Raw genomic sequence first — 21,181 nt, forward strand, 5'->3', positions numbered from 1 at the left:
GGACTTTCAGGCAAGGCGCTTTGCGCCACCAGAAGAAGATTTGCTGGATCGATCACCATCGCTGATCGATGAGGCCGAGGGCAAAGATCTCGGCGCTCCGGCGCCTGTCGTCGTGCCGGAGGCGCGAGGCAGGACCGGACAGGCCAAGCCGCGCTTTCGGATGGCTTCAGGCCGGCATCTCGCGGTCAAGCAGCCGCCGTTCATTGCGCAGAAAATCGACGAACGCCTTCAGTGGCTGGGGCATCTGCCGGCGGCTGTTGTAATAGAGGAAAGGTCCGGGGAACGTCTGCCACCAGTCTTCTAGCACCGGCACCAGCGCACCCGAGGCGAGAGCCGGCGCCAGAAAATCCTCGAAGGTGAAGATGATGCCGATGCCGTGGCAGGCGATCGCCACCTCCATGTCGGGCGTTTCGCCAATCAGCCGGCTGGGCGGCAGAATGGTGAACTCGCGGCCATTCTCCTCGAATGGCCAGGCCAGCGCCCCACCGCCGGAGAAGCGGTGCAGGATGCACTGGTGCTGCAGCAGATCCCGCGGATGAAGCGGCGCGCCATGCTCGGCGATATAAGCGGGTGCGGCGGCCGCGACATAGCGCTGCGTGCGCGGACCGATGGGCACGGCGATCATGTCCGGCTGCAGAGACTCCTCGTAGCGAACGCCGGCATCGAAGCCCTCGCCGATCACATCGATCAGCGCATCGTTGGTCGACACATCGAGCATGATGCCGGGATAGGTCTTCAGGAAGTTGGCGGCAATGTCCGGCAGGATGGCGCGCGCGACGATGCCCGGCACGTTCAGCCGCAGCCGGCCGACCGGCGTGTCCCGAAAGTCGTTGATGCCATCGAGCGCCGCCTCGATTTCCGCCAGCCCCGGTCGAAGCCGTTCCAGGAGCCGCTCGCCGGCTTCGGTCGGCGAGACGCTGCGCGTGGTTCTGTTAAGAAGGCGCACCCCGAGGCGGGCCTCCAGCCTGCGCATCGAATCGGAAAGTGCCGACGCCGACACGCCACGCAACCGTGCCGCAGCCCTGAAGCTTTGTTGCCGGGCGATCGCGGCAAAGGCATCGAGTTCGTCGAGGGGAACGTCAGGCATGTACGATAATCCGGACAGAGAAGGCGTGTTGTCCCTGATTATCGCACAGCCGTTGATACAGTAGAAGTGGTCAGACGGTCGGATCCAAAGACCCGACCGTGTCGTCAGCAGCCGATCCGCTGCCTCCCAGTTGGCTAGAGCTGCTGATAGTTCGGCGAGAACGTATCGCAGGTCTTCATGTCGCCGCTCGTAAAGCCCTTCTGGAACCAGCGCACACGCTGCGCCGAGGTGCCGTGGTTAAAACTCTCCGGCACGACATAGCCCTGGCTGCGTTTCTGCAGCGTGTCATCGCCAATCTGCTGGGCAGCCTGCAGTGCCTCCTGCAGGTCGCCCTGCTCCAGGATGCCGCGCTGTTCCGTCGACTTGCCCCACACGCCGGCAAAGCAGTCCGCCTGCAACTCGACGCGCACCGACATGCGGTTCGCCTCGGTCTCGTTCATCGACTGGCGCATCTGGTTGAACTTGGGCAGGACGCCGATCAGGTTCTGCACGTGGTGGCCGACCTCGTGGGCGATCACGTAGGCCTCGGCGAAATCGCCAGAGGCACCGAAGCGGCTGGAAAGTTCGCGGAAGAAATCCGTGTCGAGATAGACCTTCTGGTCGCCGGGGCAATAGAAGGGGCCGCTTGCCGAAGAGGCAAAGCCGCAGGCCGAGCGGGCCTGGCCGGAGAACAGAACCATCGTCGGCTCGCGGTATTGCTGGCCGTTGGCGGTGAACACCGTGTTCCAGGTGTCTTCGGTTTCCGCAAGCACGGTGCGCACGAACGCGGTCATCTCGTCATCGGCCGCCGGACGCGTCGTCTGCTGCTGGCTTGGCGTTCCATCGGTGGGAGCTATGTCCCCGCCGGACAACAGCGTCAGCGGGTTGATGCCGAGCACCGCGCAGACGATCAGGATCAGCACGATTCCGCCGATGCCGATCCCGCCGCCGCGGCCACCGCCGCCGATCGGGATCCTGAATCCGCGACCGCCGAAGGATCCGCCCCCGGCGCCGCGCTGGTCATCGACATTGTCTGATTGCCGGCGCCCTCTCCATTCCATCTGCCATCTCCCTCTGAGGCTGCATCTTCTTGATGCGGCCGTATAACGCGGCTGACGGAAAGGCGATCCGTGGACAACGAGATAAAGGCAAGCGCCGTCTCAGGCGACCCGCAACTCCTTGCGACCCGGCAGGAAAACCGTCAGCAGGCCGAGAGCCGGCAGGAAGGAGCAGATCGTGTAGACGAAGCTGATCCCGTAACGGTCGGCAAAGATCCCGAGCACGGCTGCAGCAATGCCGCCGATGCCGAAGGCGAGCCCGAAGAAGATGCCGGCGATCATTCCGACCCGTCCCGGAACCAGTTCCTGCGCCAGCACCACGATCGCCGGGAAGGACGAGGCGATGATGAAGCCGACGATCGCCGACAGGGCAATCGTCATCGGCAGGTTGGCATAGGGCATGGCGAGCGTGAACGGCAGCACGCCGAGGATCGAGAACCAGATGACCACCTTGGAGCCGAACTTGTCGCCGATCGGTCCGCCAACCACCGTCCCCAGCGCCACCGCCCCGAGGAAGATGAACAGCATGACCTGCGACTGCTGGACGCTGACGCCGAAGCGATCGATGACGAAGAAGGTGTAGTAGCTGCCGATCGACGCCATGTAGATGTTCTTGGAAAAGGTCAGCAGCGCCAGCACCACGAGCGCGATCGTCACCGTGCGCCGGGACAGGTTATGCGCGTTCAGCACCCGCTTGCGGCCCTTGTTGGCCAGCATGTGCGCCTTGTACCAACGCGCCACCCAGGACAGCACGAGGATGCCGAGCATGGCGATCACCGAAAACCAGGCGACGCTCCACTGGCCGTTCGGGACGATGATGAAGGCCGCCAGCAACGGGCCGATCGCCTGGCCGAAATTGCCGCCGACCTGGAAGACCGACTGGGCAAAGCCGAAACGTCCGCCGGATGCCAGCCGGGCGACACGCGACGATTCCGGATGGAAGACGGCCGAGCCGATACCGATCAGCGAGGCGGCAACCACCAGCATCATGTAGGAATGCGCTCCGGCGAGCATGAAAAGCCCGATGAAGGTGGATCCCATGCCGACCGGCAGCGAGTATGGATAGGGTTTCTTGTCGGTGATGATGCCGATCACCGGCTGCAGCAGCGAGGCCGTGCACTGGAATGCCAGCGTCAGGATGCCGATCTGCCAGAAGTCCAGCGCGTAGTCGGTCTTCAGCATCGGGTAGATGGCTGCGATCATCGACTGCATGATGTCGTTCAGCATGTGGCAGAAGCTGACTGCGAGGATGATCGGCAGCACCGTCACTTCCGCAGCTGCAGCCAAGGGTTTCGTCGTCGCATCGGCCATGTGGTCGCTCCGCCTGCTTGCGCGCCAACGGTCGTCATCATGAATGGCCGTGCGGCAGGTTGTATTTGCGAAGCTCTAGACCCGACGGCCGAACCTGTCCATGACGGCTGGGCGCGATCCGGTACGGTTGGCAGATTTCGTCGCGCCCGGATGCGACACCTCCGTGATTTCCTGTCGATTAGGCAAATTATGGGGTTCCGTAGCGGGCAAGATTTGCCTATAAGCCGCGTCTAGCCTGAAATGACTATAGATCGCGCGACCCGACCGGTGACCTCTTCACCGTGCCGGCTTTTCGCGCAGGAAAAAAAGCGGAAGAATACCATGCCAAAGCGCCAAGACCTGAAATCGATCCTCATCATCGGCGCAGGTCCGATCGTTATTGGCCAGGCATGCGAGTTCGACTATTCCGGAACGCAGGCCTGCAAGGCCTTGAAGGAAGAGGGCTACCGGGTCATCCTGGTCAACTCCAATCCCGCAACAATCATGACCGACCCGGGCCTGGCCGACGCAACCTACGTCGAGCCGATCACGCCGGAAGTCGTCGCCAAGATCATCGCCAAGGAACGCCCTGACGCGCTGCTGCCGACCATGGGTGGCCAGACGGCGCTCAACACGGCGCTGTCGCTCAAGCGCATGGGCGTGCTCGACCGCTACAATGTCGAGATGATCGGCGCCAAGCCGGCCGCCATCGACATGGCCGAAGACCGCGCGCTGTTCCGCGAAGCCATGTCGCGCATCGGCCTCGAAACCCCGAAGTCGATGCTGGCCAATGCCACCGACATCAAGGACGCCGACCGCAAGACCCACGAAGCCGAGCGCAACAAGCTCAAGGAGACGCTCGCCGGCGCCGACCTCGACAAGGCGCTCGACGCCCTGGAAAACACCTGGAACCTCGGCGAGACGGATCGCAAGCAGCGCTACATCAGCCACGCGATGGCGATTGCCGCCCAGGCGATCGACGTCGTCGGCCTGCCCGCCATCATCCGCCCGTCCTTCACCATGGGCGGAACCGGCGGCGGCATCGCCTACAACCGCTCGGAGTTCTTCGAGATCATCAGCGGCGGGCTTGATGCCTCGCCGACCACCGAAGTGCTGATCGAAGAATCGGTGCTCGGCTGGAAGGAATACGAGATGGAAGTGGTCCGCGACACGGCGGACAACTGCATCATCATCTGCTCGATTGAAAACATCGATCCGATGGGCGTCCATACAGGGGACTCGATCACCGTCGCTCCGGCCCTGACGCTGACCGACAAAGAATACCAGATGATGCGCAACGCCTCAATCGCCGTGCTGCGCGAAATCGGCGTCGAGACAGGCGGCTCGAACGTGCAGTTCGCCGTCAACCCGAAGGACGGTCGCCTCGTCGTCATCGAGATGAACCCGCGCGTCTCGCGCTCGTCCGCTCTCGCATCCAAGGCCACCGGCTTCCCTATCGCCAAGGTCGCCGCCAAGCTCGCCGTCGGCTACACGCTCGACGAACTCGACAACGACATCACCGGCGGCGCCACGCCTGCATCGTTCGAACCGTCGATCGATTACGTCGTCACCAAGATCCCGCGTTTCGCCTTCGAAAAGTTCCCGGGCGCCTCGCCGGTGCTGACCACCGCCATGAAGTCGGTCGGCGAAGTCATGGCAATCGGCCGCACCTTTGCCGAATCGCTGCAGAAGGCGCTGCGCGGTCTTGAAACCGGCCTGACCGGCCTCGACGAGATCGAGATCCCCGGCATGGAAGAGGGCGAAGGCTCGAAGAACGCAATCCGTGCGGCAATCGGCACGCCGACCCCGGATCGTCTGCGCCAGGTCGCCCAGGCGCTACGCTTCGGCCTGTCGGAAGCCGAAGTTCACGAGGCCTGCAAGATCGACCCGTGGTTCATCGCCCAGTTCAAGGCGATCGTCGACATGGAAGAGCGCGTCCGCGAGCACGGCCTGCCGACCGATGCCGAGAACCTGCGCACGCTGAAGGCCATGGGCTTTTCCGACGCCCGCCTTGCAAGCCTCAGCAAGAAGCGTCCGAAGGAAGTGGCGGAGCTGCGCAACTCGCTCAACGTTCGCCCCGTCTTCAAGCGGATCGATACCTGCGCTGCCGAGTTTGCGTCTCCGACGGCCTACATGTACTCGACCTATGAGACGCCTTTCGTCGGCCAGCTGCGCTCGGAAGCCGAAGTCTCGGACCGCAAGAAAGTGGTCATCCTCGGCGGCGGCCCGAACCGTATCGGCCAGGGCATCGAGTTCGACTACTGCTGCTGCCATGCTGCCTTCGCGCTGAAGGATGCCGGCTTCGAAGCGATCATGATCAACTGCAATCCGGAAACCGTCTCGACGGATTACGACACCTCCGATCGCCTGTACTTTGAACCGCTGACGGCGGAAGACGTCATCGAGATCCTGCGCGCCGAGCAGGAAAAGGGCGAAGTCATCGGCGTCATCGTGCAGTTCGGCGGCCAGACGCCGCTGAAGCTCGCCGAGGCGCTGGAGAAGAACGGCATCCCGATCCTCGGCACCGCGCCGGACATGATCGATCTTGCCGAAGACCGCGATCGCTTCCAGAAGCTGCTGATGAAGCTCGACCTGACGCAGCCGAACAACGGCATCGCCTATTCGGTCGAGCAGGCACGCCTGGTGGCGACGGAGATCGGCTTCCCGCTGGTGGTCCGCCCCTCCTATGTTCTCGGCGGTCGCGCCATGCAGATCATCCACAATGAAAGCATGCTGCAGAGCTACCTGCTGGACACCGTCCCCGGCCTCGTTCCGGAAGACATCAAGCAGCGCTACCCGAACGACAAGACCGGCCAGATCAACACGCTGCTCGGCAAGAACCCGCTGCTGTTCGACAGCTACCTGACCAATGCCATCGAGGTGGATGTCGACGCACTCTGCGACGGCGAAAGTGTCTTCGTGTCCGGCATCATGGAGCACATCGAAGAAGCCGGAATTCACTCGGGCGACAGCGCCTGCTCGCTGCCGTCGCGTTCGCTCTCCCCGGAGATGCTCGACGAGTTGGAGCGCCAGACCGCCGCCATGGCCAAGGCGCTCAACGTCGGCGGCCTGATGAACGTCCAGTACGCCATCAAGGACGGCGTAATCTACGTGCTGGAGGTCAATCCGCGTGCGTCGCGCACGGTGCCTTTCGTCGCCAAGACCATCGGTGCGCCGATCGCCAAGATCGCCGCCCGCATCATGACCGGCGAGAAGCTCGATGCGGCGATCGCCGCCTACGGCGAAAAGCCGGATCCGCGCAACCTGAAGCACATCGCTGTCAAGGAAGCCGTCTTCCCGTTCGCCCGCTTCCCAGGCGTCGATACGCTGCTCGGCCCGGAAATGCGCTCGACCGGCGAAGTCATCGGCCTCGACAGCAACTTTGCGCTGGCCTTCGCCAAGAGCCAGCTCGGTGCCAGCGTCGAGCTGCCGCGCGACGGAACGGTGTTCGTCTCGGTGCGCGACGAAGACAAGGACCGCGTACTGCCGGCCATCAAGCTGCTCGTCGAGATCGGCTTCAAGGTCATGGCGACCGGCGGAACGCAGCGCTTCCTGGCGGAAAACAGCATCGAGGCAATCAAGATCAACAAGGTTCTGGAAGGCCGTCCGCATATCGAGGACGCCATCCGCAACCGTCAGGTGCAGCTCGTCATCAACACGACCGACAGCAACAAGGCGATCTCGGATTCCAAGTCGCTGCGTCGGGCGGCGCTGATGCAGAAGGTGCCGTACTACACGACGATGGCCGGTGCGCTTGCCGCCGCCGAAGCCATCCAGGCGCTGAAGAACGGCCAGTTGGAAGTCCGCCCGCTACAGAGCTATTTCTGAACTGTTCATCAAGAAGATCAGTGAAAGCCGCCCATAACGCCTTGCGTCATGGGCGGCTTTTTGTTAGCTTGAGACATGATACGAAGCTTCGTTGACAGCGAGACGCGAGGCATCTGGGAGGGTCGAAGAAGTCGAAAGCTTCCGACCGACATTCAAGCCGCTGCGCTGCGGAAGCTCCGCATGATCAACCAATCGCGCGAGGTGTCGGATCTGAGGGTCCCGCCAGGCAATCGGCTGGAAGCGCTCAAGGCGATCGCGCTGGTCAGTACAGCATTCGCATCAACGTCCAGTGGCGTATCTGCTTCGTTTGGAAAGATGGAGGAGCGGACGATGTTGGAATCATCGACTACCACGATTGATCAGGACCTGCTGCCCAATCCCACACCGGGCGAAATCCTGGCTCTCGAGTTCATGGAACCATTGAATATTAGCCAGAATGCATTGGCACGCGCCCTTGGTGTTCCTCCCCGCCGGATCAACGAGATCGTGCTCGGCAAGAGAGCAATTACGGCCGACACGGATCTGAGACTAGCCCGATATTTTGGTATGAGCGAGGGTTACTTTGTCGGTCTCCAGGTTGATTACGACCTGATGGAGAGGCGACGTGTCATTGCAGATGAACTTGACGCCATTACCCCCCGCGCGGCATGACTGATCTGTTCCAATTGAGTCCAGTTTCTGCGAGCCCGCCTATGCCCATCCAGGATCACGTTGAAATCGTCAGCAGCCGCGTCTTCGCCTTTCACCGCGACGAACTGTTTTCCGCCTTCTCCGATCCGGCGCGACTGGCTGAGTGGTGGGGGCCGGACGGCTTTACCAATGTCATCCACGACTTCGAGTTCCGTCCGGGTGGCAACTGGCGGGTCACGATGACGGCGAGCAACGGAACCGACTTCCTCAACCACTCGACCTTCGGCGCTATCGTCGAACCGGAACACGTCACCTACACCCACCACGGTCCGGTGCACGAATTCGACATGGACATGCGCTTCGAAGCGGTGAGCGATCACATCAGCCGGCTGACATGGCGGATGATGATGGAGGCTTCCGAGGAAACCGCGGCGCTGGCAAAATTCATCGCACTCGCCAACGAGCAGAATTTCGACCGGCTGGAGGCCCACCTCCAGACCCGGGCCGAGGAATCTGTCCGACCGTAGAGCCAGCGCATCGACAATGACGCAGGCTCATTGAAGGGCTGTGGCAAGCTCTCGAATCATCGTCATCTCACGCGTGAAGCGGTCCATCTCGTGGGCCTTGCGCGCCGCATCCGGGATGCGCAGCAGATAGGACGGGTGGACGGTGACGAACAGCTTGCGGCCCTCCGTCATGCCGAACGGGCGACCGCGCACGTCCTCCAGGCGATCCTTCTGGTCTGTCAGCGCGAAATAGGCCGTCGCCCCCATCGCCACGACCAGTTTCGGCTGCACGAGATCAACCTCCTGCTTCAGCCACCAGCGGCACTGCTGGATTTCGCTCTGGTTCGGCTTCTGGTGGATACGCTTCTTGCCGCGCGGTTCGTATTTGAAATGCTTGACGGCATTGGTGACGTAGAGCCCTTCGCGGTCTATGCCGACCTCGTTCAGCACCTGGTCGAACACCCTGCCCGCCGGACCGACAAACGGCCGGCCGGCGAGATCCTCCTGGTCACCCGGCTGCTCGCCGACGAACATGACGCCGGCCTGTTCCGAGCCTTCGCCGAACACCGTCTGCGTCGCCTTGCAGTGCAGGTCGCAAAGCGTGCAACGGCGCGCCTCGAATTTCAGAGCCGCCAGCGTTCCGGCAGGCGGCGCATCGGGGTCGGCGAGATCTGCCGCGATACGTTCCTGGACCCGCGCGTGAAAAGCCGGCGGCTGGGAAGCTGCCCGTTCCGCCATCTCGATAACCTTGGCCTCGGCATTGGCGATGAGATCGGGAATGAGTTCAGCTTCCGGCAGGTTCTTCCAGTACTTCTTCGGCATCTCAGCGGTCATCGCCTTCACCTTCAGCCGTGCGGGATTAAAGATGTTGGCGTAGTAGATTCGCCACAGATCGTCGGTGACGTCGGTGAGCTCCGGCTTGACGGCCGGCTCGTCCGTGACGGTCAGTGCGTCGCCGTCCCAGGCGGCCGACCCTTTCGGCGTGGCGATGACCCAGTCCATGTCGAAGAAACGGCGCCGGAAGAACGGCGCGATGCGCGCGACGATGTAGTGATCGGGTTCAAACCAGGCGAAGAACGACCGACGGCGGCCGGTCGGGTCGGTCGAGGCGACCTCCTTGAAGCGCACGAATGCCTTCATCTTGTGGCTGTCGCGACGGACCGACTTTTCCAGGCGCCGGGCGGCGATGACATCGGCATCCGAGACGATCTGCAGCAGGTTGCGCTCCGTGCGGATGCGCCACAGCAGCCGGTAGAGCAGAGCAAAGCGCGCCGGCTCCGAATGGCAGATGACGCTCTCCGCCAGTTCGATAAAGGCCGGCGGCACATGGATCGCCGCAGCGGTGGCCGGCAAGAGCGCATCCGCCGGGCCACCAATGCCCGACAGCGCGCGCTGGCCGTCGGCTTCGTCCAGACCGGTCAATCGGCCGCGCTCATCTTCGATGCGCCAGTCGATCGCCTGCGGCTCGACATTCGCCATCATCAGCCGGCGGGCCGCATCCCGCCATTCGGTAAACTCGCCGCGGCCTCTGAGAACGATGGTCTGCATCAGAAAAGCGACAGCTGTTCCGGCTTCGGCCCGAACATCGAGCGCAGATCCGACCGGTCGATCAGCCGGTGCGGCGTCCAGCCTTCCGCCTGGATGAACGGCTGCACCTTGCGAAGCGAAACGCCGAGCCGCCCCAGATCCTCCAGCCGCATCTTCTTGAACCGCCGAGCCGAAAGGATCGACTTCACCGTCTTGGTGCCGAAGCCCGGCACCCGCAGCAGCATCTCGCGCGCGGCGCGATTGACGTCGACCGGGAACTGTTCGCGGTGGCCGAGTGCCCAGGCAAGCTTCGGATCGAGATCCAGATCGAGATTGCCGTCGATCGACGACGAGGTGATCTCGCCGATGTCGAAGCCGTAGAAGCGGTAGAGCCAGTCGGCCTGGTAGAGGCGGTGTTCGCGCATCAGCGGCGGCTTGACGAGCGGCAGTTTCGACGAGGCGTCCGGGATCGGGCTGAAGGCGGAATAGTAGACGCGCTTTAGACCGTAGCTGCCATAGAGCCGCGCACTCGTGCCGAGGATGGTCGCGTCGCTAGCACCGTCGGCGCCAACGATCATCTGGGTGCTCTGGCCGGCCGGAACGAAGGTCTTCCGTCGCTTGGTCTGCAACGTGGCATCCGCGGCGTCCTCGATCTTCAGCCGCAGTTCGCCCATCGCCCGGCGAATGTTGTCGGGCTTCTTTTCCGGCGCGAACTGGCCGATGCCGTTGTCGGTCGGCAGCTCGATATTGATCGACAGTCGGTCGGCGTATAGCCCCGCCTCCTCGATCAGCGCCGCCGAGGCTTCCGGGATCGTCTTCAGGTGGATGTAGCCGCGGAAATTGTGGATCGTCCGCAACTCGCGGGCAATGCGCACCATCTCCTCCATCGTGTGGTCTGACGAGCGGATGATGCCCGACGACAGGAACAGGCCCTCGATGTAGTTGCGCCTATAGAATTCGAGCGTCAGCCAGATCACCTCGTCTGGGGTGAACCGGGCGCGCTCGACATTGCTGGACGATCGGTTGATGCAGTAGGCGCAATCGTAGATGCAGAAGTTGGTGAGCAGGATCTTCAGGAGCGAGATGCATCGGCCGTCCGGCGCATAGGCATGGCAGATGCCTGAGCCCTCGGTCGAGCCTAGCCCTCCCGTGCCCGCGGAGTGTCGCTTGGTCGTGCCGCTCGATGCGCAGGACGCATCGTATTTCGCAGCATCGGACAGGATCGCAAGACGTTCTTTGAGCGACTTCTTCATTAGTACGTTCACTAAATGTTCTGCCGAGAAGAGTCAAGCGACGGCTGTCTATGACACCCATCTTGCAAGCGGCCGCGCCCGCCCTATTTCGAATTCCCTAGCCATCCGCGTCGTCATTCTGCTATGCTTCGCGGAACTTGAGTTGTCGCATGGTTCCGGGGTTCTGCTCCGGGACCTGTTTCTTTTTGTGGCCGCAGGTTGCGGCCATGAGACTGAGGAAAAAAGAAAATGGTTGATAAGGTACCGATGACGCCGTCCGGTTTTACCAAGCTGCAGGAAGAGCTGCGCTGGCGCCAGCAGGAGGAACGTCCCCGCATCATCGAGGCCATTTCCGAGGCACGCGCCCATGGCGACCTGTCGGAAAATGCTGAGTACCATGCCGCCAAGGAAGCCCAGAGCCACAACGAAGGCCGCATCACCGAGCTCGAGGATCTGACGACCCGTGCGGAAGTCATCGACCTCAGCAAGATGTCCGGCTCCAAGATCAAGTTCGGTGCCACGGTCAAGCTGATCGATGAAGATACCGACGAGGAAAAGATCTACCAGATCGTCGGCGATCAGGAAGCCGACGTGAAGGAAGGTCGCATCTCGATCTCCTCGCCCATCGCTCGCGCGATGATCGGCAAGGAAGCCGGCGAGTCGATCGAAGTCGTCGCGCCGGGCGGCTCGAAGGCCTACGAGATCCTCCAGGTCACCTGGGGCTGATCGTCAATCGCAGGCAGCCACCGTGCCCTCAGATCTGAGCGACGTCGAGGTTATCGCACCGCACTTCAAGCGGCGACTGTCGGGGGTCACCTCGACGGTCATCCAGCTCGTGCCGGTGCAGAACCGGCTGGGGCAGAAGGTCGTGACGCTCGGACCCGGCCTGCCGCCTCACCTGCCCTCCATGCGCTACACGCAGCTGGCAGGCCTCTGGCGTCCGCCGCAGGGTCGGTCGGTGCGCGTCTGGCACGCGCGCCGCAACATCGAGATGCTTCCCGGGATCCTGCTGCGTGACGTGTTGCGCATGCCTCTGAAGCTCGTCTTCACCTCCGCCTCGCAGCGCCGCCACACCGGCTGGACGAAGTGGCTGATCTCGAAGATGGACCGTGTCATCGCCGTCTGCCGCAACACCGCCTCCTATCTCGAGCGCGACAGCGACGTGATCCTGCACGGCATCGACCTGCAGCGGTTTCATCCGGCAGCCGACAAGCGGGCCGCCAGGGTCGCCGTCGGTCTCGATAGTGCCTTCCGCTACGCCGGCTGCTTCGGTCGTGTGCGCCACCAGAAAGGCACCGACCTGTTCGTCGACACGATGATCAGACTGCTGCCGGATCATCCGGAGTGGAAGGCAGTCATCGCCGGCCGCGCGACGCCGAAGCACAAGGGTTTCGAGGATGACCTGAAGGCGCGCGTTGCTGAGGCAGGCCTCGCCGAGCGCATCCTGTTCGTCGGCGAGCATCGCAACATCGAAGACTGGTACCGGGCACTCGACCTGTTCGTCGCGCCGCAGCGCTGGGAAGGTTTTGGGCTGACGCCGCTCGAGGCGATGGCAAGCGGTGTCCCGGTCGTGGCGGCACGCGTCGGCGCTTTCGAGGAGCTGATCCTCGAGGGACAGACCGGACGACTGGTCGCGCACGGCGATCTTGAAGCCTTCGTTGCGGCCATCGCCCCCTATCTGGGCGATACGCGCCTTGCGGCCATCGAGGGGACCGCCGCGCGTGACCACATGCAGGCCAACTTCTCGATCGAACGCGAGGCTGCTGCAATCGGCGCCGTTTACGCCGCGCTCCTGGAACGTTAGCGAGCGAATACCGAAATGACCCTCTACGTGATCAATCTCGATCGGGCGGCCGATCGCATGGCGCGGATGCAGCGCCTGCTTGATAGCGAAAGGCTCGCCTTCGAGCGCATTCCCGCGGTCGATGGTCGCGGTCTGGACCCGGAGACTTTGGCCGCCTGGTCGCATCGGCATGCAGACGGCAGCCTCATCCTCTCAGTCGGCGAGGTCGGCATCCTGATGAGCCAGAGACAGGCCTGGCGCCGCATAGCAGACAGCGGCGAGCCGGGCGTCGTTTTCGAGGATGACATCCACCTGGCGGACGGCGCGCGCGACCTGCTGTCCGACCTTTGCTGGCTGCCGGCCGACGCTGATATCGTCAAGATCGAAACAACCGGCAGGACGGTTGCCATATCTCGTCGCGGGATTGCGGTCGCGCCGGGCCTGAAAACCCGCAGCGTCACCGTTTCCCGTCTGCGCAGCGCCCATCTGGGGGCAGCCGGCTACATCATCACACCCGAGGCAGCCGGCATGCTCCTGCACAATGTGGGGCGCTGCGACCGCGCGGTTGATCACGTCATCTTCGATCCCGCCTCGCCGCTCTTTGCGCGGCTGCGGATCTACCAGATGGTACCTGCCCTCTGCATTCAGGACCAGTTTGAGACAATGGGGTCGATTGGCCTTGGCGGCGAGATCGTTCGGGCCTGGGCGCTGGAAAAGAAGAAGCGCAGAAGGACGCTGTTCGAGAAGGCGTCACGGGAGATTGGCCGGCTCGGCGCCCAGGCGGGTTTTGTCCTTGCCGGGCTGCCGTTCAACCCGTTAGCTGACCGCCGCAACTTGAAAGTCCCGTTCGCCGGAATGGAGACAGTCCGGGACGGCTCATGACAGGGTGTGACTAGACTTCCACCAGCCCCAGCTTCTTGACCTGCCGGATCGTCAGCATGGTCTTGACCGTATCGACATGTTCGTTGGCGGCCAGGACCTCGATAACGAAGTCCTGGAAGCCGCTGAGGTTCTCGGCCGTGCAGCGAAGGAGAAAATCGCTGTCGCCGGAGACCATCCAGGCCTCGCGGACGATCGGCCAGCTCTGCGCCAGCGCCGCGAATGCCTTCAGATTGGCCTCCGACTGGTGCTTCAGTCCGACGATGCAGAAGGCGACGAGGTCGTAGCCGAGCTTCGGGGCGTTGAGGATGGCTGCGTAGCCCTCGATGACGCCGGCCTCCTCCAGCTTGCGCACGCGCCTGAGGCACGGCGGGGCGGAGATGCCGACGCGTTCTGCGAGTTCGACATTCGTCATTCGCCCATCGCGCTGCAGTTCCCGGAGAATTTTGATGTCGATGGCGTCGAGTTCGGCTTTGATCACGGGCAACCCTTGTCGTTTCGGCATGCTATTGCCGATAAGGCGCTCAAAGGCAAGCAATTCGCGCAACATTATGTCGCGCCTACGCAGGATTGTTGTGCGTAACCGGCCTCGCGTTACGCCAACTGCGCGGCTGATCTTGAATTGGTGCATGGATCGATCATAAATGAGCGTCAAAGGCGTGTGGTGGAACGGCTGCGGTTGAACGCCTCCACCCTCTCATCGCCATCTGAAAGGAACGTCCCATGTCAGCCCGTCACACGCAGGTCCTCATCATCGGCTCCGGCCCTGCCGGCTATACCGCCGCTATCTATGCGGCCCGGGCCATGCTGAAGCCGGTGCTGATCGCCGGCATGGAGCAGGGCGGCCAGCTGATGATCACCACCGACGTGGAAAATTATCCGGGCTTTGCCGATCCGATCCAGGGTCCGTGGCTGATGGAGCAGATGCTCGGCCAGGCGCGCCACGTGGGTGCAGAGATCGTCAACGATCTGGTGACGGATGTCGACACCAGCCGCCGCCCCTTCACCGTGCGCACCGATAGCGGCCAGGTCTGGACCGCCGACACGCTGATCATCTCGACCGGCGCCAAGGCAAAATGGCTCGGCATCGAAAGCGAGCAGCATTTCCAGGGCTTTGGCGTCTCGGCCTGCGCCACCTGCGACGGGTTCTTCTATCGCAACAAGGATGTCATCGTCGTCGGCGGCGGCAACTCCGCTGTTGAAGAAGCGCTCTATCTTTCCAATATCGCCAGGTCGGTCACCGTCGTGCACCGCCGCAACAGCTTCCGCTCGGAGAAGATCCTCCAGGAACGGCTGTTCCAGCGCCCCAACGTCGACGTGCTGTGGCATACCGAGGTTGCTGAAATCACCGGCGAACCGGCAAAGCCGCCGATGCCGCCGTCTGTCACCGGTGTCCGTCTGCGCGACACCGTGAACGGCGAGATCAGCGCACGTCCGATCGACGGCGTGTTCGTGGCCATCGGTCACGCGCCGGCCGTCGAACTGTTCAAGGACCAGCTGAAGCTGAAACCGAGCGGCTATCTGTGGACGGCTCCGGATTCGACGGCCACCGATGTGCCGGGCGTGTTCGCCGCCGGCGACGTGACCGACGACACGTTCCGCCAGGCCATCACCGCTGCTGGAATGGGCTGCATGGCGGCGCTCGAGGCGGAACGTTACCTTGCCGGCATCCTGCCGCTCGCTGAAGCGGCGGAATAACGATGGTCGTACCGCTCGATTGGGACAAGCTGCGCATCTTCCATGCCGCCGCGGAAGCCGGGTCCTTCACCCATGCCGCCGATAAGCTGCACCTGTCCCAATCGGCGATCAGCCGTCAGGTCAGCGCGTTGGAGCAGGATGTCGGCGTCAAGCTCTTCCACCGCCACGCGCGTGGCCTGATCCTCACCGAGCAGGGCGAGCTTCTGTACCGCACGGCGCATGACGTTCTGCTGAAGCTCGAAACCGTCAAGATGCAGCTGACGGAGACCACCGACAAGCCGAGCGGCAAGCTGCGCGTCACCACGACGGTCGGGCTGGGCCAAGGCTGGCTGACCGACAAGGTGCAGGAATTTCTGCAGCTCTATCCGGAAATGTCGATCCAGCTGATCCTCGACAACGAGGAACTGGACGTCAACATGCGTCACGCCGACTGCGCCATCCGCCTTCGCCAGCCGCAGCAGTCCGACCTTATCCAACGCAAGCTGTTTACCGTCCATATGCACGTCTACGCGGCGCCCTCCTACATCAACCGGTTCGGCGAGCCGCAGACGATCGAGGATCTCGATACGCACCGGATCATCACCTTCGGTGAACCGGCTCCCAACTACCTGCTCGACGTCAACTGGCTGGAATATGCAGGCCGCAACTCGGACAATCCGCGCCTTCCGCATCTGCAGATCAACAGCCAGACGTCGATCAAGCGCGCCTGCCTCCTGGGAATCGGCATTGCCGTGCTGCCGGACTATATCGTCGGCCGCGATCCGGGACTGATTCAGCTCGCCATCAACGCCGACATCCCGTCCTTCGACACCTATTTCTGCTATCCCGACGAGATGAAGAACGCCGCCAAGCTGAAAGTCTTCCGCGACTTCGTGGTGGCCAAGGCCCGCAACTGGAATTTCTGAGGCGCGATCGCCCCTGCGCGAGGCCCGCTTTGTTCAACAATTTCAACGCGCTTCATCTCTGCTACGCCGGAATATGGAGCGCTCCGACCCAAGCCGTGCGTAACCCGCATGGCTGTCCTGCACAAAAACGGATTGTTCCCTGCACAAGAAAGAACCATATCGCACACAGCTGATGCACATGGTGGCTTTTCCTCCCAGTTCCACCGCAGCAGCTGTTCCCCTCTGGAGGTTTTTTGACCTTCACACTTAAAGGGCCCTGGAGAAATCCGGTGGCCCTCTTTTTTTGCCATTTCACCTGACATCAGAATTTCTCCAGGTCGCTGCGTTTCGGTCTTGTCGGAGCGACAGGAACCACCCATATCCAGTTCAGCCAGCGCACTCTTCGCGACATCCCCTCGTCGCCCGCTCTGGCTGTTCCCCTCTGGAGGTTCTTTGACCTTCACACTTGAGGCCGCGGAGCGATCCGGCGGCCTTTTTTTTGCCCATCGAATGCCAACCCCTTTAAATCGCCCTCCATCGATCTACATATCGATCATAGGCGATCAACGGTGAGGCCATGGACAAGACCGAGATTTTGAAAGCGCTGTCGCACCCGATGCGCGTCGAATTTCTGGAATGGATGCGGGCGCCCGAGGAGCACTTCTCCACGCAGGCGCATCCTCTCGACATGGGCATCTGCGCCAACCAGTTCGAGAAGCGCTGCGGCCTGTCGCAGTCCACAGTCTCGGCACATCTTTCCACGCTCGAGAAGGCAGGGCTGGTGCGGCTCAACCGGGTCGGCCAGTGGACCTTCTACCATCGCGACGAAGACACCATCCGCGCCTTCATCGACCATCTCGGGACGACGCTCTAGTCCCTCTCCCACTCTGTCAATGCAAAGAGGATATCCCATGCCGACACTTTTCGACGCCGTCACCTTCGGCGACCTCAAGCTCAAGAACCGCATCGTCATGGCACCCCTGACGCGCAACCGTTCGCCGCGCGCCGTCCCCAACGATCTCAACGTCGTCTACTACGAACAGCGCGCTACGGCCGGCCTTATCGTCTCTGAAGGCACGGCGGTGACCCAGCAGGGCCAGGGCTATGCGGACGTGCCAGGTCTCTACCTGCCGGAAGCGCTCGAAGGCTGGAAGAAGATCACCGATGCCGTACATGCCCGCGGCGGCGCCATCGTCGCTCAACTCTGGCACGTCGGCCGCATCTCGCATGTGTCGCTGCAGAAAGATGGTGCCGCTCCGGTCGCGCCGTCGGCTGTGGCTGCCAAGTCGAAGACCTACATCATCAACGAAGACGGCAGCGGCGGCTTCGCCGAGACGTCCGAACCGCGCGCACTGGAATTGGCGGAACTGCCGGGCATCGCCGACGACTTTGCCAAGGCTGCCCGTGCGGCCGTCGATGCCGGCTTCGATGGCGTGGAGATCCACGGCGCCAACGGCTACCTGCTCGACCAGTTCCTGAAGGACGGCGCCAACCAGCGCACAGACGCCTATGGCGGCTCGATCGAGAACCGCGCGCGTCTGACGCTGGAAGTCGTCGATGCCGTTGCCAAGGCCATCGGCGCCGGAAGGACCGGCATCCGCCTGTCGCCGACAACGCCAGCCAACGACATTACCGACAGCAATCCGCAGGCGCTGTTCGACTATGTCGTAGAACAACTGGCTACACGCGGTCTCGCCTTCATCCACGTCATTGAGGGTGCGACCGGCGGCCCCCGCGATCATCAGTATGCGGGCGCAAGCTTCGACTATGACGCGTTCAAGGCCACCTATGTGAAGGCAGGCGGCAAGGCTGCCTGGCTGCTCAACAACGGCTACACGGCGGACACGGCGAAACAGGCCGTCGAAAGCGGCAGGGCAGATCTCGTCTCCTTCGGCCGGCCGTTCATCGCCAACCCGGACCTCGTGCGCCGCATCAAGGACGATGCAGCCTGGAACGAGATCAACCCGAAGACGCTCTACGGCGGCGGTGCCGAAGGCTACACGGACTATCCGACGCTGGAAGCGGCGGAGTAACCACTCCGGAGCCATTCTTGAAAGGGCCGGGCCAACGTCCGGCCCTTTCGCTTTTGCGCGGCGACCCTGTGCCGTCGAAGATGCACTGAAATTCCGCTTGCCGCGGCCGACCGGTCATCTAGTCTGGACCGGGCCGACCCCGGCCGATTCAGGGAGTGTTACGCCACGTGCTTTATTCTCTTGTCTCACGGGCGCTGTGGCCGCTCTTCTTCTTGACCGGCCTCTGTGGTGCCTACCTCGCCTTCCAGTCCTCGGTACCGCTTCTCTGGTTCAACGTCGTCTATCTGTGCGAGGTCACGCTGATCGCGTTTGCCGAGCGGCTGATGCCCTACGAGAAGTCATGGCTTGCGGGAGACGGCGAAACCTTCAACAATGTGGCCCATACGCTGCTGAACAAGGGCGCCGTGCAGATCGTGGCGGCAATCGGCGCGTCGCTGCCGATGGGTGTGGCGATCCTCGTGCAGCCGGTCACCGCACCGCATTTCGAGCTCTGGCCGGATAGCCTGCCGATGTTGCTGCAGGTGGCGCTCGGCCTGGTGATCGCCGAACTGGGCCTGTATCTCGCCCATCGCATCGCCCACGAGAACCTGTTCTTCTGGCGGTTTCACGCCCTTCATCACAGCGTTGCCCGGCTGTGGGTGGTCAACACCGGCCGCTTTCATTTCATCGATTCCGGCTTCAAGATCGCGCTCAGCCAGATCCCGCTCTATCTGCTCGGTGCGCCACTGCCGGTGTTTCTCTGGATCGGCGCGGTCACGGCCTTCATCGGCCTCCTGACGCATTGCAATCTCGACGTTCGCACTGGCTGGTTCGACTTCGTCTTCAGCACTCCGCGGCTGCACCGCTGGCATCATTCGCGGGTGCTGGCAGAGGGCAACACCAATTACGGGGAAAACCTCGTCGTCTGGGACCAGATCTTCGGCACCTACTTCAATCCGCCCCGTCCCTCGTCGACCGATATCGGCATCAGCGGCCGTGTGGCGCCGGGCTTCCTGGGGCAATTGGCCCAGCCGTTTTCGCGGCGCGGCGCCCGGCAGATTCTCGGGAAAGCGCCCAAAAACCTACCGGTGAATGCCGACCAACGAACTGGCGCAGTGCCGGACGACGGAAAGATCGTACCGCCTCCGGCCTGAGCGAGGGTCAACGCCCGGCAGGGTCTGCGGCCGCCTGATCGTCCTCCACATCCGCCTCGGGACGATCGCCGCCGTCGCTATACTCGACGTGCCAGACACCGTCCGCGTCCTGCCAGCTGATCTCTTCGGAATCACCGCCGACCTGCTGTTCGGCCGCGACGATGCGTGCGGCCTGAAGCGCTTCGTCATGCGTCGGGAAGGTCTCGGAGAAGACATCTCCCAACCGGTAGGCCCAACCGCCATCATGCTGAACCACCTTGTAAACAACCTTGGCCATCAGTTCCTCCTTCAGGATTTCATGTCTTCCATTGATACTGCGGACACTGCCCGCGCAGGGAAAGCCCCAATGCACGCTCCGGGTTCCCTCGGAGCATTGCCCTCACTCACGTCGAACCGCAAAGAAAGGCCTGAGCCACGGCGCCTGCCTCCTTGATCGGCTGCCCCGCTGCCATAGATGCGTTCCGACAGCCGGGAGCATGAGCCTACTATGCCATCACTGATCAGGCAGGAAAAATTTCTTCTGGCCGCATTGCTGGTGGCGATCGGCGCCTATCTCGTCGAGCACACGATCCTGGAGGCCGGCAAGACGGCAGCGCTGCTGGCGGCAGTCGCGCTCATCCTCGTCATCGTGCTGGTGTCGACGCGCGTTGCCCACCATGCCGAAATCCTTGCCCACAAGGTCGGCGATCCCTACGGCACGATGATCCTGACGCTGTCGGCGGTGGCGGTCGAGGTGATCATCCTCGCCATCCTGATGAGCGACAGCAATTCGCCGACCCTCGTGCGCGACACGATCTATTCGGCTGTCATGCTCGACATCAACGGCATTCTTGGCCTTGCCGCCCTGCTTGGCGGCCTGCGGCACGGCGAGCAGCCCTACAACGACAATTCCGGCAAGACCTATGGCGTGATGATCCTGACGGCCATGGGTATCTCCATGGTGGTGCCGGAATTCATCCCGATGGACCGTTGGCACTACTACTCGGCCTTCACGATCTGCGCCATGATCGCGCTCTACGCCCTGTTCCTGCGCATGCAGGTGGGCCCGCACAGCTATTTCTTCAGCTACAGTTACCCGCGCGCTGCGGCCAAGCCGCCAGCCGAGGGCGGCCACGCTCCGCAGGACGGCGCCGAGGGCTCGACGGCGAAATCCATCACTGTGATCCTCATCGGCGTGGTGCTGATCGGCGCGCTCGCAGAGTTCATGTCCGCCTTCATGGGCACGGGCCTGGCAGGGAGCGGTGCGCCGCCGGCCCTGATGGCCGTCGTCGTTGCCGGTATCTCGGCGGCACCTGAGATCCTGACCGCCCTTCGGGCAGCGCTGCGCAACCGCATGCAGGCAGTCGTCAACATCGCCATGGGCGCCTCTCTCTCGACGGTCATCCTGACCGTGCCGGTGATGGAGGGCATCGCGCTCTACACGGGCCAGCCTTTCGTCATGGCAATGACGTCGGTGCAGACGGTGATGGTGACGATTACCCTGATCGCGGCGGCCATCAATCTCAACGACGGCGAGACCAACGCCATCGAGGGAATGACCCACTTTGTCCTCTTCGCCACATTCATCATGCTGACCATGCTCGGTCTGTAGCGCTGCCTGCCTTCGGCCCGACACGATGTCGCGAACCGTGCAT

Annotated in this window: 19 protein-coding genes and 1 pseudogene; 13 read left to right on the forward strand and 7 right to left on the reverse strand. The window is 62.8% G+C overall.

Annotated features, from left to right (window positions below):
* Positions 1–166: 166 nt before the first annotated feature.
* The 3 genes from AAIH46_RS03110 to AAIH46_RS03120 all read right to left on the reverse strand — a co-directional run bounded on the left by AAIH46_RS03110 (position 167) and on the right by AAIH46_RS03120 (position 3,435).
* Positions 167–1,087 (reverse strand): LysR substrate-binding domain-containing protein, encoded by a 921-nt coding sequence (locus tag AAIH46_RS03110; protein WP_430304101.1) that lies wholly within the window; start codon positions 1,085–1,087, stop codon positions 167–169.
* Between the two features lie 134 nt (positions 1,088–1,221).
* Positions 1,222–2,127: a KPN_02809 family neutral zinc metallopeptidase gene (ypfJ, locus tag AAIH46_RS03115; protein WP_430304103.1), complete on the reverse strand. Its 906-nt coding sequence runs from the start codon at positions 2,125–2,127 to the stop codon at positions 1,222–1,224.
* 99 nt (positions 2,128–2,226) lie between these two features.
* Complete coding sequence (locus AAIH46_RS03120; protein WP_430304105.1) at positions 2,227–3,435, reverse strand: MFS transporter; 1,209 nt, start codon at positions 3,433–3,435, stop codon at positions 2,227–2,229.
* Between the two features lie 321 nt (positions 3,436–3,756).
* On the opposite strand from AAIH46_RS03120, the gene carB reads away from it, so the two are divergent.
* From carB to AAIH46_RS03140, 4 genes and pseudogenes are all read left to right on the forward strand, one after another.
* Positions 3,757–7,242 carry a carbamoyl-phosphate synthase large subunit gene (gene carB, locus AAIH46_RS03125; RefSeq protein WP_430304107.1) on the forward strand — a complete coding sequence of 1,162 codons (3,486 nt, stop codon included), beginning with the start codon at positions 3,757–3,759 and terminating at the stop codon, positions 7,240–7,242.
* A gap of 75 nt (positions 7,243–7,317) precedes the next feature.
* Positions 7,318–7,601: pseudogene (locus tag AAIH46_RS03130) on the forward strand (type II toxin-antitoxin system RelE/ParE family toxin).
* Positions 7,573–7,893, forward strand: a complete 321-nt coding sequence (locus AAIH46_RS03135; protein ID WP_430304109.1) for a HigA family addiction module antitoxin — start codon at positions 7,573–7,575, stop codon at positions 7,891–7,893. The pseudogene AAIH46_RS03130 and the gene AAIH46_RS03135 overlap by 29 nt, the downstream one beginning before the upstream one ends.
* 41 nt (positions 7,894–7,934) lie before the next feature.
* Complete coding sequence (locus AAIH46_RS03140) at positions 7,935–8,399, forward strand: SRPBCC domain-containing protein (protein ID WP_430304111.1); 465 nt, start codon at positions 7,935–7,937, stop codon at positions 8,397–8,399.
* Positions 8,400–8,426: 27 nt separating this feature from the next.
* Here the strand turns inward: AAIH46_RS03140 and AAIH46_RS03145 are convergent, their stop codons facing one another.
* Positions 8,427–9,926, reverse strand: a complete 1,500-nt coding sequence (locus tag AAIH46_RS03145) for a UdgX family uracil-DNA binding protein (protein ID WP_430304113.1) — start codon at positions 9,924–9,926, stop codon at positions 8,427–8,429.
* A complete protein-coding gene (locus AAIH46_RS03150) occupies positions 9,926–11,158 on the reverse strand; it encodes a putative DNA modification/repair radical SAM protein (RefSeq protein ID WP_430304982.1) in 1,233 nt (410 codons plus the stop codon). Before AAIH46_RS03150 ends, AAIH46_RS03145 begins: the two co-directional genes overlap by 1 nt.
* 228 nt (positions 11,159–11,386) lie before the next feature.
* Here AAIH46_RS03150 and greA point away from each other — a divergent pair, with 228 nt between their 5' ends.
* From greA to AAIH46_RS03165, 3 genes are read left to right on the forward strand one after another with little or no spacing between them, the layout of a single operon-like run.
* A complete protein-coding gene (gene greA / locus AAIH46_RS03155; RefSeq protein WP_430304115.1) occupies positions 11,387–11,863 on the forward strand; it encodes a transcription elongation factor GreA in 477 nt (158 codons plus the stop codon).
* A gap of 22 nt (positions 11,864–11,885) precedes the next feature.
* Positions 11,886–12,941 (forward strand): glycosyltransferase family 4 protein, encoded by a 1,056-nt coding sequence (locus tag AAIH46_RS03160; RefSeq protein ID WP_430304117.1) that lies wholly within the window; start codon positions 11,886–11,888, stop codon positions 12,939–12,941.
* Between the two features lie 15 nt (positions 12,942–12,956).
* Positions 12,957–13,802, forward strand: coding sequence for a glycosyltransferase family 25 protein (locus AAIH46_RS03165; RefSeq protein ID WP_430304119.1), 846 nt, complete (start codon positions 12,957–12,959; stop codon positions 13,800–13,802).
* A 10-nt stretch (positions 13,803–13,812) separates the two neighbouring features.
* Here AAIH46_RS03165 and AAIH46_RS03170 read toward each other — a convergent pair whose 3' ends face one another.
* Positions 13,813–14,280, reverse strand: a complete 468-nt coding sequence (locus AAIH46_RS03170; protein ID WP_430304121.1) for an Lrp/AsnC family transcriptional regulator — start codon at positions 14,278–14,280, stop codon at positions 13,813–13,815.
* A 242-nt stretch (positions 14,281–14,522) separates the two neighbouring features.
* Between AAIH46_RS03170 and trxB the strand changes: the two genes are divergently transcribed.
* The 5 genes from trxB (at position 14,523) to AAIH46_RS03195 (ending at position 19,547) form a co-directional block, all read left to right on the forward strand.
* A complete protein-coding gene (gene trxB, locus AAIH46_RS03175; protein ID WP_430304122.1) occupies positions 14,523–15,497 on the forward strand; it encodes a thioredoxin-disulfide reductase in 975 nt (324 codons plus the stop codon).
* Between the two features lie 2 nt (positions 15,498–15,499).
* Positions 15,500–16,402 (forward strand): LysR family transcriptional regulator VtlR, encoded by a 903-nt coding sequence (locus tag AAIH46_RS03180; protein ID WP_430304124.1) that lies wholly within the window; start codon positions 15,500–15,502, stop codon positions 16,400–16,402.
* Positions 16,403–16,958: 556 nt separating this feature from the next.
* Positions 16,959–17,255 carry an ArsR/SmtB family transcription factor gene (locus tag AAIH46_RS03185; protein WP_430304126.1) on the forward strand — a complete coding sequence of 99 codons (297 nt, stop codon included), beginning with the start codon at positions 16,959–16,961 and terminating at the stop codon, positions 17,253–17,255.
* A gap of 37 nt (positions 17,256–17,292) precedes the next feature.
* Positions 17,293–18,414: an alkene reductase gene (locus tag AAIH46_RS03190; RefSeq protein WP_430304129.1), complete on the forward strand. Its 1,122-nt coding sequence runs from the start codon at positions 17,293–17,295 to the stop codon at positions 18,412–18,414.
* A gap of 167 nt (positions 18,415–18,581) precedes the next feature.
* Positions 18,582–19,547 (forward strand): sterol desaturase family protein, encoded by a 966-nt coding sequence (locus AAIH46_RS03195; RefSeq protein ID WP_430304132.1) that lies wholly within the window; start codon positions 18,582–18,584, stop codon positions 19,545–19,547.
* Between the two features lie 7 nt (positions 19,548–19,554).
* Here AAIH46_RS03195 and AAIH46_RS03200 read toward each other — a convergent pair whose 3' ends face one another.
* A complete protein-coding gene (locus AAIH46_RS03200; RefSeq protein ID WP_430304135.1) occupies positions 19,555–19,824 on the reverse strand; it encodes a DUF2188 domain-containing protein in 270 nt (89 codons plus the stop codon).
* Between the two features lie 210 nt (positions 19,825–20,034).
* Here AAIH46_RS03200 and AAIH46_RS03205 point away from each other — a divergent pair, with 210 nt between their 5' ends.
* Positions 20,035–21,138 (forward strand): calcium:proton antiporter, encoded by a 1,104-nt coding sequence (locus tag AAIH46_RS03205; RefSeq protein ID WP_430304138.1) that lies wholly within the window; start codon positions 20,035–20,037, stop codon positions 21,136–21,138.
* The last annotated feature ends 43 nt before the right edge of the window (positions 21,139–21,181 follow it).

Source organism: Rhizobium sp. 0TCS1.26 (assembly GCF_050455525.1).
GTDB lineage: Bacteria > Pseudomonadota > Alphaproteobacteria > Rhizobiales > Rhizobiaceae > Neorhizobium.